Genomic DNA, 14,241 nt, shown 5'->3' with positions numbered 1-14,241 from the left:
TAGAACCATGACTGAACAGACGGTTTCACCGGACAACGAACCCTTGAACGACCTCGAGGCCAAGCTCGCCTCGGCCGAACAGCCGGACGCAAACCCGGTGGATGTCATCCTCGCTTTCCTGAACAATGAGGTCTACCTCGTCAGCTCCGAAGCCGTGGACGGACCTGACTCCTCAGTGGAGCCCTTGGTGCTTTCCAACGCCGACGGCCAGCCCGTTCTGGCTGTGTTCAGCCACCCCAGCCGCGTCGATGAGCGCTTCCTTGAGGCAGCCCCGCACGTCCTGGGCACCATGGGTTCAGCGATCCTGGGCAACATCGGCGATGAACTGGGCATGGTGATCAACCCCGGAAGCGAATTCGGCTTCGAAATTGATCCTGAGGGGATTGCGAACATTCGCCGCGACTTCAAGCGTGCTGACGAAGCCGGGGAGCCCGCCGAATAGCGGCTGCCCAAGCCGCTGGTAACCATTCCGTCAGCGAAACGTCGCGGCCAAGTTGCTTCGCAGGCTTCGAATCGGTGAATAATGGCAGAATGCGTCTTGGCGTTCTAGACATCGGCTCCAACACCGTCCACCTGCTGCTGGTGGACGCTCACCCCGGCGCGCGCCCGGTAGCTTTTGCTTCCCACAAGCGCCCGCTCTCGCTGGTGCAGTACCTGGACGGCGATGGCAACATCAATGACGCCGGGCAGCACGAGCTGATCGAGTTTGTCCTGGAGGCCTGGGAGTTCGCGGCCAGCCACAAAGCCGAGGACCTCCTGGCCTTCTGTACCTCGGCCATTCGTGAAGCAACCAACGGGCCGGAGGTTCTGGCCCGGGTCAAGCACGAAACCACGGTGACTCTCCAGGAACTCACGGGCAGTGAAGAAGCCTCCATGACGTTCTTTGCCGTACGCCGTTGGTACGGGTGGGGTGCAGGTCCCATTCTTGACCTTGACATTGGGGGCGGCTCCTTTGAAATGGCGTATGGAACGGATGAACTTCCTGAGTACGCCACGTCCGTTCCCTTGGGCGCCAGCCGTCTGACACGGGATTGGCTCCACGACGATCCGCCCAGCGCCAAGAGCGTGAAGGAACTGCGCCGCTACATCCGCTCAACACTGAAGCCCGTAGTCCGGGACTTCCATGACCTGGGCCGGGCCAACCTGGTTGCCGGCACGTCCAAGACTTTCCGGTCCTTGGCGCGCATCGCCGGTGCAGCCCCCAGTGCTGCGGGGCCGTACGTTAAGCGCGAGCTTCATGCAGCAGACCTGGGTTTGTGGGCACAGCGGATTTCTGCCATGACAGTGGAGGACCGGCTGTACCTTCCCGGTGTTTCGGACGCCCGTGCCCGCCAACTACTGGCAGGAGCACTGGTGGCCGAAGCGGCGCTGGAACTCTTCGAATTCCCCAAGATGGAGATCTGTCCCTGGGCCCTCCGCGAAGGCCTGATCCTGCGCCGTCTGGACCAGTTGGTCTTCGAGGAAGCGCTGGATCCGGCACCCCACGTGGGGAAGCGCAAAAAGGACAAGTCCAAGAAAAAGGCAGCCAAAGAAGCCGCCAAGGCTCCCGCGGCAGAAGAAGAACCCCACCCGGGGTTCAAAGAATTCCCGGTCCCTGTAAACACACCGTCCCCAACACCGATCCCAGCCCCAGTGGCAGGCGGGCTGGCCTCCTGAGATGAGCAACGACGTCGAACCTGAAGTGAATGACCGCCAAATTCCCGTGGCGCTGTCCAGCGCGTCCGTGTACCCGCTGAGCGTCCATGACGCCTTCGCCGTGGCGCAGGACCTGGGTTATGAGGGCGTGGAGGTGATGGTCACCAATAACGCGGTGAGCCAGAACCCTGATGCCCTGATTCAGCTGAGCCACCGGTACCACCAGGAGATCGTCTCCATCCATGCGCCCACTTTGTTGTTGACGCAGCAGGTGTGGGGTACGGCGTGGAACAAGATCGAGAAGTCCTGCCAGATGGCCGCGGACGTCGGTTGCGACACCGTGGTGGTCCACCCGCCATTCCGCTGGCAGTCCAATTATGCGGAGAACTTCGTAGAAGGCGTCCGTGAAATCGCCGCAAGGTACCGGGTGCGGATCGCCGTGGAGAACATGTACCCCTGGAGGGTCCGTGGGCGCGAGGCTGTGGCCTACCTGCCGCACTGGGACCCGTTGGGTCAGGATTACGACGACGTCACGTGGGACTTCTCGCACGCCGCCACTGCCGGGGCCAACAGTCTGGAAGCCATCAAGGCGCTGGGAAACAAGCTCCGCCACGTCCATCTCACTGATGGCTCAGGTTCGGGCAAGGACGAGCACTTGGTGCCGGGCACAGGAACGCAGCAGTGTGCCGATGCCCTGCAGCACCTGGCAGCCACGGGGTTCGACGGCGTGGTTGTGGCTGAAATTTCCACCCGCAAGGCCAAGGTGGCGGGGGAGCGCGAGGAGATGCTGGCTGAAACCCTGCGGTTTGCCCGGCAACATCTCAGTGTTCCCATGCTGCGTTCGGTCGACAACTAGTCCACCGGTCCCGCGCTTGTTCGTTTGACCCGCCCTGTAAGGGGGAGTCAGGCGAACAAGTGCGGGATTCGCACTGCTGGCCCCGTGAAACCCCGCGTTAAAAGCGAAAGCACCGGCGGCCGAATCGGGAAATGGGGGAAAACCCGCCCGGCCACCGGTGCTGCTGGCGGACATCCCCATGCCCGCCTTCATCACTCGCACCCTCAATGAGGTAACTACTAAGTTACGGACCAAGGATGAGTGCTGCCTGCAATAACCTTGGGAGCAAGCTGTGAATCCGTAAACTGTTAGACCCCGTCCACGGCCAACTGCAATGATGGAGCCATGAGCAACCGAATCGCATTCCTTGGCTGTGGATCCATGAACGAGGCAATTCTGGGCGGTCTTATTGCCGCCGGGACGGACCCGTCAGACATCGTGGCCACCGTCCGCCGTGCAGAACGGGCCGATGAACTTGCCCAGCGCCACGGGGTTATGGCCATTGCAGGCGAGGAGGAGCCGGACAACAACAAGTTGGCCACCAAGGGCTCCAGCATGGTCATCCTTGGCGTTAAGCCGGTAGGCATCCTGGACCTGGCCCGGGAGATCAGCCCGGCACTGGCAAAAGAGACGATTGTTGTGAGTGTTGCAGCGGCAGTTTCCATTGCCCAGCTGGAAGCGGCGCTGCCGGACGGACAACCGGTGATCCGCACCATGCCCAACACGCCGGCACGGCTGGGCCGCGGCGTCGTCTCCGTTTCTGCGGGTACCCACTGCACCCCTGAACAGCTCGAAAGGGCCAAGAAGGCATTGGCTGGCGCGGGCACGGTGGTGGAGATCCCTGAAGAGCAGGTTGATGCGCTCTCGGCCATCAGCGGCTCCGGTCCGGCCTACGCGTTCTACCTCGCAGAAGCCATGGCTGCGGCCGGCGTCGAGCTTGGTTTGGACCAGGAGCTGTCCGTGATGCTGGCCCGCGAAACTGTTGCGGGTGCCGGTTTCATGCTGGCCGAACCGGGCGCGGACCCCTCCGCCCTGCGCATCGCCGTCACCAGCCCCAACGGAACCACAGAGCGTGCCATCGCGGCTTTCGACGACGGCGGCATCCCCAGGATCATTGCCGACGGCGCGCGTGCGGCAGCAGCCCGCGCAGCTGAGATCACCAAACAGCTCAGCTGATTTTGTGTACAGATAACGCCCCTAAGAGCGGTTCTTAGGGGCGTTATCTGTACAAAAACTCCAAGGGGTTACGGACGGGCTGCGAAGCGCTCCAGCAGGTCCACGTGCCCGGACACAATCAACATGTCGTGGCTGGACACCTTGGTTTCCGGCCGGGCGTACGTGAAGTCCTCGCCGGGGGTCTTCACGCCCACGATCGTCACGCCGTACTTGGAGCGGACCTTCGATTCCTCCAGCGTGAAACCCACGGTTTCCTTGGGCGGGTACATTTTAACGATCGCATAATCGTCGTCGAACTCGATGAAGTCCAGCATCCGCCCGGACACCAGGTGGGCTGCGCGGACACCGGCGTCGGCCTCCGGGTAGATCACATGGTTTGCGCCGATCCGGGTGAGGATCTTGCCATGCGAGGGCGTGATGGCTTTGACCCACAGGTGTTGGATGCCCAGGTCCACCAGGTTCACGGTGATGAGCACGGAGGACTCGATTGAGGTACCAACACCTACCACCGCTGAGCTGAACTCCTGGGCTCCCAACTGGCGCAGGGCATCAATGTTGGTGGCATCGGCTTCCACCACGTGAGTGAGGACGGGCGCCCATTTCTGGACGAGGGTGCGGTCCCGCTCAATGGCCAGGACTTCGCGGCCCTGCTTGACCAGCTGCTCAGCCGTGGCGGATCCAAACCGGCCAAGGCCAATAACCAGCACTGGTGAATTGTGGGCGGGGCGGTTTGCTGCCCCTGTGCTACTAGCCAATGATTGGCCTCTCTTCCGGGTAGTGGTACAGCTGGCTGCGTTGGCGAAGGGCCAATCCGGCTGCGAGGGTTACGGTGCCCACACGGCCGGCGAACATCAAGGCGGTCAGGACATAAACGCCCGACGGCGGCAGCTCGGCACTGAGGTTGGTGCTCAGTCCCACGGTGGCGAAGGCGGAAATGGACTCAAAGAGCACCCGGTCCAGTGAAGCGCCGCTGATGGAGAGCAGCAGGAATGCCGCCACGGACACCAGGGTGGCGCCGGCCACGATCACGGAGATGGCCACGCGCATGGTGCCTTGGGGAATGGTGCGTCCGTAGACCTTCACGTCGGCGTCGCCGCGGGCTTCGGCCATGATTGCCAGGAACATGACCGCAATGGTTGTCACTTTGATGCCGCCGGCCGTGGACGCGGAGCCACCGCCGGCAAACATGAGGGCATCGGTGAGGAGCATGGTGGTGGACTCCATGTGGTTCTGATCCACCAGGTTGAAGCCGCCCGAACGGGTCATGACGGACGCGAACAGGGAATGGATCACCTTATCGCCCATATCCATGTGGCCGATGGTCCGCACGTTGTCCCACTCCATCAACGCCCACAACACAGTGCCCGCCGCCAGCAGGATGAACGAGACCTGGATGGTGAGCTTGGTGTGGAGGTTCCACTTCTTCCAGTTCAGCCCGTTCTGCTGCAGCACCATCACCACGGGGAAGCCGAGGCTGCCGAGGAACACGCCCAACATCAACGGGATGAGGATCCAAAGATCGGTCTCGTAGGGGACGATGCCGTCAGAGTGGGGCGTGAATCCGGCGTTGTTGAACGCCGAGATGGAGTAGAAGACGCCGTGCCATACGGATTGCCAGAAGCTCTCGCCGAGCACCATGAAACGGGGGATCAGGGCGATTGCCAACGCTGCTTCAATGACCACCGAGGTGACAATGACGATCCGGAGCAGGGTACCAACCTCGCCGAGCCTGCCGGCGTTGTTCATGGCTTCCTGGGCGATCAGCTTGCCGCGCACGCCCAGCCGTTTGCTGACCATCAGGGCCAGCAGGGAGGCCAGGGTCAAGGTGCCAAGGCCGCCAACAAAGATGCCTACCAAAATGACCAGCTGACCAAAGAAGGTCCAGTGCGTGGCGGTGGAAACAACCGTCAGGCCGGTGACGCACACGGCGGAGACGGCGGTAAACATGGACTGGTGCAGGGGAGTGACCGTGCCGGCGGCGGAAGCTGCAGGCAAGGACAGCAAGCCGGTGAAAACCAGAATCACCACGGCAAAGACGGTCAACGCCAAACGCGCGGGTGAGGTGTTGGCAATGTTGTCAACAAAGTCGCGCACGCGCGTGAAGATCCACAGACCTTCCCGCTCCTGCTGGTTGGGTTGCCAGTTGGTCGGGCTGGTGGACCGCGACTGGCTTTGAGACATGGCGCTCTTCCTCGGTTGAACAAGCTTTCCTGAGTAGTAAACCACTATTCCCGGGGCGTAACCGGGCGGAAGGGCCCTTCAGGCTCAGGTAGCCTGTTCTGGATGAACTCACGGCTTGGAACAACAGCTTCCAGCATTACGCGGTCCGCACTGCCAACGACGGTGGTGTGGGATCCAGCCATGACTGCTTACAACTTTGGTCCGGGACATCCCATGGCGCCGCAGCGGCTTGAGCTGACAGCGCGCCTCGCCGAATCCCTGGGCCTGTTCAGCCACCATCATGTGGCCGTCCAGGCACCTACGGTAGCCACCGACGTCGAACTTTTTACCGTCCACAGCCCCGAATACGTTGCGGCCGTTCAGCGGGTCAGCGCCGACCCCTCCACTCCTGAGGAGGACCGCGGGCTGGGCACCGAGGATGATCCCGCGTTCGCCGGCATGCACGAGGCAAGTGCCCGCCTGGCCGGCGGTTCGCTGGTGGCGGCGGAGACCATCCTGAGCGGGCAGGCTGTCCGGGCTGTGAACTTCAGCGGCGGAATGCACCACGCTGCGCGTGAGCGGGCCAGCGGTTTTTGCGTTTACAACGACGTCGCCCTGGCCATTCAACGGCTGCTCGACGGCGGTGTGCAGCGGGTGGTGGCAATTGACGTCGATGCCCATCACGGCGACGGTACGCAAAGTATTTTCTGGAACGACCCCCGGGTCATGACCATCAGCCTGCACGAAACGGGCCTCACCCTTTTCCCCGGGACCGGCTTTGCCAATGAAACCGGCGGGCCCAAGGCTCCGGGTACGGCGGTCAACATTGCGCTACCTGCCTTCACGGGGGACGCCGCCTGGTTGCGGGCTTTCCACGCAGTGGTCCCGCAACTTGTTGGCGCCTTCGGGCCCGAAGTCATTGTCAGCCAGCACGGGTGCGACTCCCACCGGGACGATCCCCTGACGCACCTGAACCTCAGCGTTGACGGACAGCGTGAGGCGGCCTCCGCCGTCGCCGGCCTTGCAGCCCGGTACTGTGACAACCGTTGGATCGCCACAGGCGGTGGCGGCTATGACGTCACAGGCGTTGTGCCCAGGGCATGGAGCCACCTGATTGGCATGGTGACCCAGCGCCCGGTGCCGCTGCGCACGCCGGTGCCGGAAGCGTGGCGGACGTACGTGAAAGAAACGTACGGAGTGTGGGCCCCGGAGTCCATGGGCGATGACGTGGACGTCTGGTGGCGCTCCTGGGAAGTGGGCTACGACCCCGCGGACGAGGTTGACCGGACCGTCATAGCCACACGCAAGGAGATCTTTCCCCTGTACGGGCTGGATCCCTGGTTCGACTGAGCGTTCCCTGGTTCGAGTGCGCGTTGACGCCGCCCACCCTGTAGCGCCACGAAACAGGGATGCCAATTGGCGTATATGTCGCTAGGGTGGGAGGCATGGTGACTGACGACGTATTTGCCGTCATAGCTGAGGCAACCAGGCGCGATATCCTGGTCTCCCTCCGCTCTGGGGATAAAGCTGTAGGCGAATTGGTGGAGGAGTTGGCTGCGAGCCAGCCCACTATCTCCAAGCACTTGAAAGTGCTCCGCGAGGCGGATCTCGTCAGCATGCGCGCTCAGGGCCAGAAGCGCTTCTATGCCCTCAATCCCAAGCCGCTGGCGGGCGTCGCCAGCTGGCTGGAAACCTTCGACGTCGGCACCCCGGCTCCCGCCGTCGTCGCGCCTTCCACAGCGGCCGCTGCAGGAGATCCTGCGACGGAGCGCAAAGCTGAGCCTGCTGCGGCAGAGGCTGCAGCTCCCGCTCCCGAGGTTCCTGCCACCCGCGCGGATGCGGTAGGGCAGGCTGTAAAGGTTCATGCGAGTGGGACGCCGGTGGCCTTGGATCCGGCGTCGGACGATACTGTGCCCCAGCAGATAGGCCGCACCGTGGGCCGTGCTGCTACTAAGGCCGCTGATCTTTTGGCGAATCTACCCAACCTGCCCAACCTTCCGAAGTTCGGCCGTAAACGGTAGACGTACCCCATCTAACGTGATCCTCATCACATTGTGAGTTTTTGTTAACCTTTGCTTTCCTTGAGTTTTCAACGATTTTCTACAGTTGTATTAACTCAGCGATCCGGGTCACATTGATCCCGGATGGAGATCCCATATCCCTCGGTGCAACCATGAGCGGGACTGACCGTCTCGCCGCTCGCCGGCGCACTGAGGATAGGAAGACCCATGGATTCAAGGCTCGAAGCCGTCCGCGACACCGTGTTGGCGCGGAACCCGGGGGAGAAGGAATTCCACCAGGCCGTTACCGAGGTCTTCGAAAGCCTTGGCCCAGTGCATGATCGTCACCCTGAATTCCTTGAAGGCGCCGTCTTGGAACGCCTCTGCGAACCCGAACGCCAGATCATCTTCCGCGTGCCTTGGACCGATGATGCCGGCCGCGTCCATGTAAACCGCGGCTTCCGGGTGGAATTCAACTCCGCACTGGGCCCGTACAAGGGCGGGCTCCGCTTCCACCCTTCGGTGTATCTGGGAATCGTGAAGTTCCTTGGCTTCGAGCAGATCTTCAAGAACGCACTCACTGGCATGCCCATCGGTGGCGGCAAAGGTGGCTCCGACTTCGATCCCCGCGGACGGTCCGATGCCGAAATTATGCGCTTCTGCCAGTCCTTCATGACTGAGCTGTACCGCCACATCGGCGAGTACACCGACGTCCCTGCCGGAGACATCGGTGTGGGCGGCCGCGAGATCGGCTACCTGTTCGGCCAGTACAAGCGCATCACCAACCGCTACGAATCCGGCGTCCTCACGGGCAAGGGAATCTCATGGGGCGGTTCCCTGGTTCGTCCCGAGGCCACCGGTTACGGCACGGTGATCTTCGCCCAGGAGATGCTCAAGACCCGCGGGCAGTCCTTTGATGGTCAGCGGGTTGTGGTCTCCGGCTCGGGCAACGTGGCTATCCATGCGATTGCCAAAGCCCAGGCCCTCGGAGCCAATGTTGTGGCGTGCTCGGACTCTGCCGGTTACATCGTGGACGAGGCGGGGATTGACGTCGCGCTTCTGAGCCAGATCAAGGAAGTGGAGCGCGGGCGCCTCACCGATTACGCTGCCCGCCGTCCGGGAGCGAGCCACGTTTCCGCTGGCTCGGTGTGGGATGTGAACGGCACTGTGGCGTTGCCTTGCGCCACGCAGAACGAACTCGACGGCGATGCTGCCGCGAAGTTGGTCAGCAACGGCCTCATTGCGGTAGCCGAGGGCGCCAACATGCCCTCCACCCGTTCAGCTGTATCGGTCTTCCAGGAAGCCGGGATCCTGTTTGGCCCGGGCAAGGCAGCCAACGCCGGCGGTGTTGCTACCTCTGCGCTGGAAATGCAGCAGAACGCCAGCCGCGACTCATGGTCCTTCGAGCACACCGAACAGCGCCTCACAGAGATCATGGTGGGCATCCATGACCGTTGTGCCGAAACTGCCGAGGAATACGGTGCGCCCGGAAACTACGTGGTGGGCGCCAATATTGGTGGCTTCGTCAAGGTTGCTGACGCCATGCTCGCCCAGGGCCTGATCTAGCGCCCCTGCCCAACTGGATAGCAGATCAGGTCGTTTTGAGCGCTCAAAACGACCTGATCTGCTACGTACTTGGGTGCGGTCAGCGCTGGAGCAGCCGCACGTGGTCCGGGTTCAGGTCCGCCACCTTGCTGACTCCGAGCAGTGCCATGGTGCGCGTCATGTCCTTCTCCAGGATCTGGATGGTACGGTCCACGCCTTCGCGCCCACCGGCCATGAGTCCGTAGAGGTACGCGCGGCCGATCAAGGCAAAGTCTGCGCCCAGGGCCAGGGCGGCCACAATGTCCGCGCCGCTCATAATGCCCGTGTCCAGCATGACCGCGGCCTTGCTGTTGTCCGCCTTCAGCGCCGAGGTGACCTCCGGCAGCAGGTGGAACGGGATGGGTGCGCGGTCCAGCTGGCGGCCGCCGTGGTTGGACAGGATGATGCCATCGGCGCCATGATCCACCACTTTGCGGGCGTCTTCCACGGTCTGGATGCCCTTGACCACCAGCTTGCCCTTCCAGGTTTCGCGCAGCCAGTCCAGGTCCTCGTAGGTCAGGGTGGGATCAAACATGGAGTTGATCAGGTCCGCCACAGTGCCCGTGTAGCGCGAGAGCGAGGCGAACGTCAGGGGCTCGTGGGTGAGGAAGTTGAACCACCAGGCGGGGCGGTAGGAGGCGTCAAGGACGGTCTTGATGGTCAGCGCCGGCGGGATGGTCATGCCGTTGCGGACATCGCGCAGGCGGGCACCTGCGACGGCGGTGTCCACGGTGACCATGAGGGTGTCGTTCCCGGCTTTGGCGGCGCGTTCGATCAGTTCCAGGGAACGTTGGCGGTCCGTCCAAAGGTACAGCTGGAACCAGTTGCGGCCGTTCGGGGCGGCCGTGGCAACGTCCTCGATTGACGCGGTGCCCATGGTGGAGAGCGTGTAGGGGATGCCCGCGGCTTCAGCGGCCTGCGAGCCGGCATATTCACCCTCGGATTGCATCATCCGCGTGAAGCCGGTGGGGGCAATGCCGAACGGGAGCCGGGATTCCTTGCCCAGAATGTCCGTGCGGAGATCGATCTTTGAGACGTCGCGCAGGATGCCCGGACGGAACTCGATGTCCTGGAACGCCTGGCGTGCCCGGCGGAGGGTGATCTCTTCTTCGGCTGCACCGTCCGTGTAGTCAAAGGGTGCCTGCGGTGTGCGGCGCTTGGCCATATCCCGCAGTTCCCAGATGGTGCTGGCCCGCTTGAGGCGGGCGGTCTTGCTGAATTCGGGCTTCTTGAACTGCATCAGCGGCGCCAGGTCAGAAACCTTGGGTACCCGGCGCTTCAGTGCCGGTGGAATCACGACGGCGGGTGCAGGCTGTTGCGGCCGGGTTACGTTCTGATCGCTGCCGGCATTGGCGGGCGCGGCTGTGATCTTGGGGTCGAGGGTGTCGGTCATGCGGTTCTCCCTTGAATTCTGTGGTCCTGCCTCTGTGGTCTAACCACACTGTAAGCCATGTGGTTGGACCACATCAACTAGTATTCCGTTATGCGTACCCATGAGTTGGTCCTGCAATGGATCGAGAAGCAGCTGTCTGACGGAGACCTCGCCCTGGGTGGGCGGCTGCCGGGAGAGCGCGCCATGGCCGAGCAATTGAGCGTTTCCCGGACCTCCGTCCGGGAAGCGGTGCGGATACTCGAGGCCATGGGCGTGGTCCGCGCAGGAGTGGGTTCGGGGAAGGATGCCGGCACCGTGGTGATTGCCGAGCCTGGCTCCGCCCTCGGTTCCACCCTCCGGCTCCACGTGGCCACACGGCATCTGCCGGTGGCGGACATCGTGGAGACCCGCGTCCTGCTGGAGTCCTGGGCGGCCCAACGGGCTCACGTTGGCGTCCCGGCCTTGGAGGAAGCCGCTGAGCTCCTGGATCAGATGGATGCAGCGCCGGACATCGATACCTTCCTGGCGCTCGACGCACGTTTTCACGTGGCCTTGGCTCAGGCGGCCGGGAACTCGGTGGTCAGCGCCATGATGGCCTCGCTCCGGGGTGCCATAGAGAACTACGCCGGCGAGCTGACGGGAAATCTGCCCGACTGGAACGCGACGTCCAGCAGGCTTCGTGCCGAGCACCGCGCCATCCTCTCGGCAGTAAACAACCACGACGGCGGCAAGGCAGCGGAACTTGTTGCCGCCCACATCCAAGGCTTCTACAAAGAGGCCGGCGTAGGGTCCAACTCCCAATAACCGCCCCCATAGCCATGGGGGTGAGAGTCAGCTCGCGGGTTTGAGGGCCGGCGCCGCAGTGCTCTTGCGGATTTCCACCCGGGGGGAGAACTCGTCCTGCGCCTGGGTGGAAGCGTCCCCCGCCTGCTGGATCTGCTCGCGCATCCTTCGCCAGGCAAGGCTTCCCAGCTCGTTGATGGGCACCGCTGCAGTGGTCAGCGGCGGAGTGGTGTATTTGGCGAACGGGATGTCGTCGAAGCCGGTCACGGAGATGTCCTCGGGAACCCGGATGCCGCGCTCGTGCAGCCCGCTGAGCAGGCCCATGGCCACCAGGTCATTGAAGGCCAGGATGCCGGTGGCGCCGCTGGCAATGATGGCTTCGGTGGATTCATGACCGGAATCGAAATTGGAGCCTCCGTAGAGCATGTCGAGCTCGATTTCCGGGTGTTCCTTGCGGAACTGGTCCAGCCCCACCAGCCGCTGGCGGTTGGATGCGCTGTGCTCGGGGCCGGAGAGGAACACCAGGCGGCGGTGGCCAAGGGTGACCAGGTGCTGGGCCAGTTCCTGGATGCCCTGTCCGTAGTCCACGCTCAGGCTCGGAGTGTTGGTGGCGATGGTGGTGCGGTTGATCAGCACCAGCGGGTGCAGGGTGGGGGCCAGTTCTTCAAGTTCGGCATCGCTCATGCGGGGAGCGCAGAGCACTACGCCATCGCAGCGGCGGCGGGCCTCGCCGGCAAGGATGGCTTCCTCGCTGGTGACTTCCGAGGAGTCGGCAATGAGCACGCGGTAGCCATCCTGGGCCGCGGCGATGCTGAGCCCACGCAGGATTGCCTGGAACGTGGGGTTGGCAAGGTCCGGAACCACAATTCCGATAGTGTCCGTTTTGCCCAGTGCGAGGCTGCGTCCCACCGGATTGGGCTGGTACTTCAGCTCCGCGGCAGCTGCCCGGACCCGTGCGGCAATGCCGGGATCCACGGCGGCATTACCGTTCATGACGCGCGAAACCGTGGCGTGTGAGACGCCCGCCTTCTCTGCAACATCGGCTATGCCGACGCGCCTGTTGGTGTTCCTGCGTGCCATGTGGCCCCTTCCCATTGGTCGCCTGCCGCACACTCCGTCGTTGGAGCAATGGTTGACGTGACCACCAGAGTCTTGATACAAAGCTTATAACGCTCTGAGAAAACGCTTTCTCATGATTCTTCCCATACGAAGCCGGGCCGTCAAGCGGTTCACTCCTGCCTTTCTGAAAGGGGCATCTCCCATGGCCAACATGGTCAACGTCGACTCAGCCGAGACCCGGAACACATCTGCCGAAACCGCGCTCCCGTCCCGGACCTCCCCGCGGACCCGCATTGCCCTGATCGGAACCGGCGGCCGCTCTGAAATGTACATCCGGGCCATCTACGGGCAGCACGCGGACGTTGCCGAGCTGATCGCGCTCTCGGACGTCAACCAGGGCCGGGTGGACTTCTACCAGGAACTGATCAAGGAACTGGGCGGGACGGAACCTGTAGCTTCTTTTGCACCCGGGGAGCTTACGGACTTCATCCAGGCCAACGGCATCGAGCGCGTCATTGTCACCACGCCTGACTACACCCACGCGGACTACATCGTTGAAGCGCTCGAGGCGGGTGCCGACGTCGTGGTTGAAAAGCCGCTGACCATTGATGTGGAGGGCTGCCGCCGTATCACCGAGGCTGTTGCAAAGACGGGCAGGAACGTTGTGGTGACGTTCAATTACCGCTACTCGCCCCGCAACACAGCGCTCAAGGAAATCATCCAGAACGGGGTGATCGGCAAGGTCACGTCGGTGGACTTCAGCTGGGTGCTTGATACCGTGCACGGTGCTGACTACTTCCGCCGCTGGCACCGTGAAAAGAAGAACTCCGGTGGCCTGCTCATCCACAAAGCCTCCCACCATTTCGATCTGGTGAACTGGTGGATCAACGATGTCCCGGAGCGCGTGTTCGCCTCCGGCGGGCTGCGCTTCTACGGGGACAAGAATGCTGCCGAGCGCGGCTTGGGAGCCCGTCCCGAGCGCGGCACAGTGGACGGCCTTGGGCACGATCCGTTCCGCCTGGATATGCGCGAGGACGAGCGACTGAAGGCCCTGTACTTGGACAACGAGAAGTTTGATGGCTACATCCGGGACCAGGACGTTTTCAGGGAGGGCATCACCATTGAGGACAACCTCGCCCTGGTAGTGGATTATCAGGGCGGCTCCACCTTGAGCTACTCCCTGAACGCCCACAGCCCGTGGGAAGGCTACCGCGTCACCGTCAACGGCACAGAAGGCCGGGCTGAACTCGAAGTGGTGGAACGCGCCGCAGTCCAGTCCAGCACGGATAAGAAAACCGTGGTGGACCCCAGCGCCACTCCCATCGAGGAAGAGGACGCCGTGCGCCGCAACGGCGAGCGCCTGGTGGTTCAGCGCCACTGGGAGGCTGCCTACGAAGTTCCGATCATCAACGGTGAGGGCGGCCATGGCGGCGGCGACAACCTGCTGCTATCGGATCTCTTCAACGGCCCGGGCATAGATCCGCTGGGCCGTCCGTCCGGCTACATTGATGGACTTCGCTCGGTGTCTGTAGGGATCGCTGGAAACAAGTCCTTGGATACCGATCTTCCCGTCCGCATCAGTGAGCTTGGCCTTGGGGTCGATCTCAGCCGCGGCCAGGCCTGACCCTCCACTACCC

13 protein-coding genes are annotated in these 14,241 nt (G+C 63.0%); 9 read left to right on the top strand and 4 right to left on the bottom strand.

Annotated features, from left to right (window positions below; translation table 11 throughout):
• The first annotated feature begins 7 nt into the window (after positions 1 to 7).
• From ABI796_RS15705 to proC, 4 genes are all read left to right on the top strand, one after another.
• Positions 8 to 442, top strand: a complete 435-nt coding sequence (locus tag ABI796_RS15705; protein WP_141281152.1) for an SseB family protein — start codon at positions 8 to 10, stop codon at positions 440 to 442.
• 89 nt (positions 443 to 531) lie between these two features.
• Positions 532 to 1,656, top strand: coding sequence for a Ppx/GppA phosphatase family protein (locus tag ABI796_RS15700; protein WP_141281154.1), 1,125 nt, complete (start codon positions 532 to 534; stop codon positions 1,654 to 1,656).
• Position 1,657: 1 nt separating this feature from the next.
• Positions 1,658 to 2,491, top strand: a complete 834-nt coding sequence (locus ABI796_RS15695; RefSeq protein WP_141281156.1) for a sugar phosphate isomerase/epimerase family protein — start codon at positions 1,658 to 1,660, stop codon at positions 2,489 to 2,491.
• Positions 2,492 to 2,815: 324 nt separating this feature from the next.
• Positions 2,816 to 3,646 carry a pyrroline-5-carboxylate reductase gene (proC, locus tag ABI796_RS15690; protein ID WP_141281158.1) on the top strand — a complete coding sequence of 277 codons (831 nt, stop codon included), beginning with the start codon at positions 2,816 to 2,818 and terminating at the stop codon, positions 3,644 to 3,646.
• Positions 3,647 to 3,714: 68 nt separating this feature from the next.
• Here the strand turns inward: proC and ABI796_RS15685 are convergent, their stop codons facing one another.
• Both ABI796_RS15685 and ABI796_RS15680 read right to left on the bottom strand, forming a co-directional pair.
• The gene (locus ABI796_RS15685; protein ID WP_174754461.1) at positions 3,715 to 4,353 is read right to left on the bottom strand and encodes a TrkA family potassium uptake protein; all 639 of its coding nucleotides are present in this window, start codon (positions 4,351 to 4,353) and stop codon (positions 3,715 to 3,717) included.
• Between the two features lie 40 nt (positions 4,354 to 4,393).
• Entirely contained in the window at positions 4,394 to 5,827 is a 1,434-nt protein-coding gene (locus ABI796_RS15680; RefSeq protein WP_141281161.1) for a TrkH family potassium uptake protein, read from the bottom strand.
• 102 nt (positions 5,828 to 5,929) lie between these two features.
• Here ABI796_RS15680 and ABI796_RS15675 point away from each other — a divergent pair, with 102 nt between their 5' ends.
• The 3 genes from ABI796_RS15675 to gdhA all read left to right on the top strand — a co-directional run bounded on the left by ABI796_RS15675 (position 5,930) and on the right by gdhA (position 9,372).
• Complete coding sequence (locus ABI796_RS15675) at positions 5,930 to 7,156, top strand: acetoin utilization protein AcuC (RefSeq protein WP_141281163.1); 1,227 nt, start codon at positions 5,930 to 5,932, stop codon at positions 7,154 to 7,156.
• A 95-nt stretch (positions 7,157 to 7,251) separates the two neighbouring features.
• Positions 7,252 to 7,827, top strand: coding sequence for a helix-turn-helix transcriptional regulator (locus ABI796_RS15670; protein ID WP_141281165.1), 576 nt, complete (start codon positions 7,252 to 7,254; stop codon positions 7,825 to 7,827).
• A 207-nt stretch (positions 7,828 to 8,034) separates the two neighbouring features.
• A complete protein-coding gene (gdhA, locus tag ABI796_RS15665; RefSeq protein WP_141281167.1) occupies positions 8,035 to 9,372 on the top strand; it encodes an NADP-specific glutamate dehydrogenase in 1,338 nt (445 codons plus the stop codon).
• Between the two features lie 79 nt (positions 9,373 to 9,451).
• Here gdhA and ABI796_RS15660 read toward each other — a convergent pair whose 3' ends face one another.
• Positions 9,452 to 10,783 carry an alpha-hydroxy acid oxidase gene (locus ABI796_RS15660; RefSeq protein ID WP_141281169.1) on the bottom strand — a complete coding sequence of 444 codons (1,332 nt, stop codon included), beginning with the start codon at positions 10,781 to 10,783 and terminating at the stop codon, positions 9,452 to 9,454.
• A gap of 90 nt (positions 10,784 to 10,873) precedes the next feature.
• Here ABI796_RS15660 and ABI796_RS15655 point away from each other — a divergent pair, with 90 nt between their 5' ends.
• Positions 10,874 to 11,566: a FadR/GntR family transcriptional regulator gene (locus ABI796_RS15655; protein ID WP_141281171.1), complete on the top strand. Its 693-nt coding sequence runs from the start codon at positions 10,874 to 10,876 to the stop codon at positions 11,564 to 11,566.
• Between the two features lie 27 nt (positions 11,567 to 11,593).
• Here the strand turns inward: ABI796_RS15655 and ABI796_RS15650 are convergent, their stop codons facing one another.
• A complete protein-coding gene (locus tag ABI796_RS15650) occupies positions 11,594 to 12,625 on the bottom strand; it encodes a LacI family DNA-binding transcriptional regulator (protein ID WP_141281173.1) in 1,032 nt (343 codons plus the stop codon).
• A gap of 190 nt (positions 12,626 to 12,815) precedes the next feature.
• Between ABI796_RS15650 and ABI796_RS15645 the strand changes: the two genes are divergently transcribed.
• Positions 12,816 to 14,228 carry a Gfo/Idh/MocA family protein gene (locus ABI796_RS15645; RefSeq protein WP_141281491.1) on the top strand — a complete coding sequence of 471 codons (1,413 nt, stop codon included), beginning with the start codon at positions 12,816 to 12,818 and terminating at the stop codon, positions 14,226 to 14,228.
• The last annotated feature ends 13 nt before the right edge of the window (positions 14,229 to 14,241 follow it).

The sequence above is a fragment of the Paenarthrobacter aurescens genome, from assembly GCF_041549525.1.
Classification (GTDB): domain Bacteria; phylum Actinomycetota; class Actinomycetes; order Actinomycetales; family Micrococcaceae; genus Arthrobacter; species Arthrobacter aurescens.
This window is presented reverse-complemented; position numbering and strand designations above follow the sequence as displayed.

Bases quoted from the DNA above. Each gene is read 5' to 3' on its own strand.
- ABI796_RS15705 (WP_141281152.1), top strand. From the start codon at position 8: ATGACTGAACAGACGGTTTCACCGGACAACGAACCCTTGAACGACCTC.
- ABI796_RS15700 (WP_141281154.1), top strand. From the start codon at position 532: ATGCGTCTTGGCGTTCTAGACATCGGCTCCAACACCGTCCACCTGCTG.
- ABI796_RS15695 (WP_141281156.1), top strand. From the start codon at position 1,658: ATGAGCAACGACGTCGAACCTGAAGTGAATGACCGCCAAATTCCCGTG.
- proC (WP_141281158.1), top strand. From the start codon at position 2,816: ATGAGCAACCGAATCGCATTCCTTGGCTGTGGATCCATGAACGAGGCA.
- ABI796_RS15680 (WP_141281161.1), bottom strand. From the start codon at position 5,827: ATGTCTCAAAGCCAGTCGCGGTCCACCAGCCCGACCAACTGGCAACCC.
- ABI796_RS15675 (WP_141281163.1), top strand. From the start codon at position 5,930: ATGAACTCACGGCTTGGAACAACAGCTTCCAGCATTACGCGGTCCGCA.
- ABI796_RS15670 (WP_141281165.1), top strand. From the start codon at position 7,252: ATGGTGACTGACGACGTATTTGCCGTCATAGCTGAGGCAACCAGGCGC.
- gdhA (WP_141281167.1), top strand. From the start codon at position 8,035: ATGGATTCAAGGCTCGAAGCCGTCCGCGACACCGTGTTGGCGCGGAAC.
- ABI796_RS15660 (WP_141281169.1), bottom strand. From the start codon at position 10,783: ATGACCGACACCCTCGACCCCAAGATCACAGCCGCGCCCGCCAATGCC.
- ABI796_RS15655 (WP_141281171.1), top strand. From the start codon at position 10,874: ATGCGTACCCATGAGTTGGTCCTGCAATGGATCGAGAAGCAGCTGTCT.
- ABI796_RS15650 (WP_141281173.1), bottom strand. From the start codon at position 12,625: ATGGCACGCAGGAACACCAACAGGCGCGTCGGCATAGCCGATGTTGCA.
- ABI796_RS15645 (WP_141281491.1), top strand. From the start codon at position 12,816: ATGGTCAACGTCGACTCAGCCGAGACCCGGAACACATCTGCCGAAACC.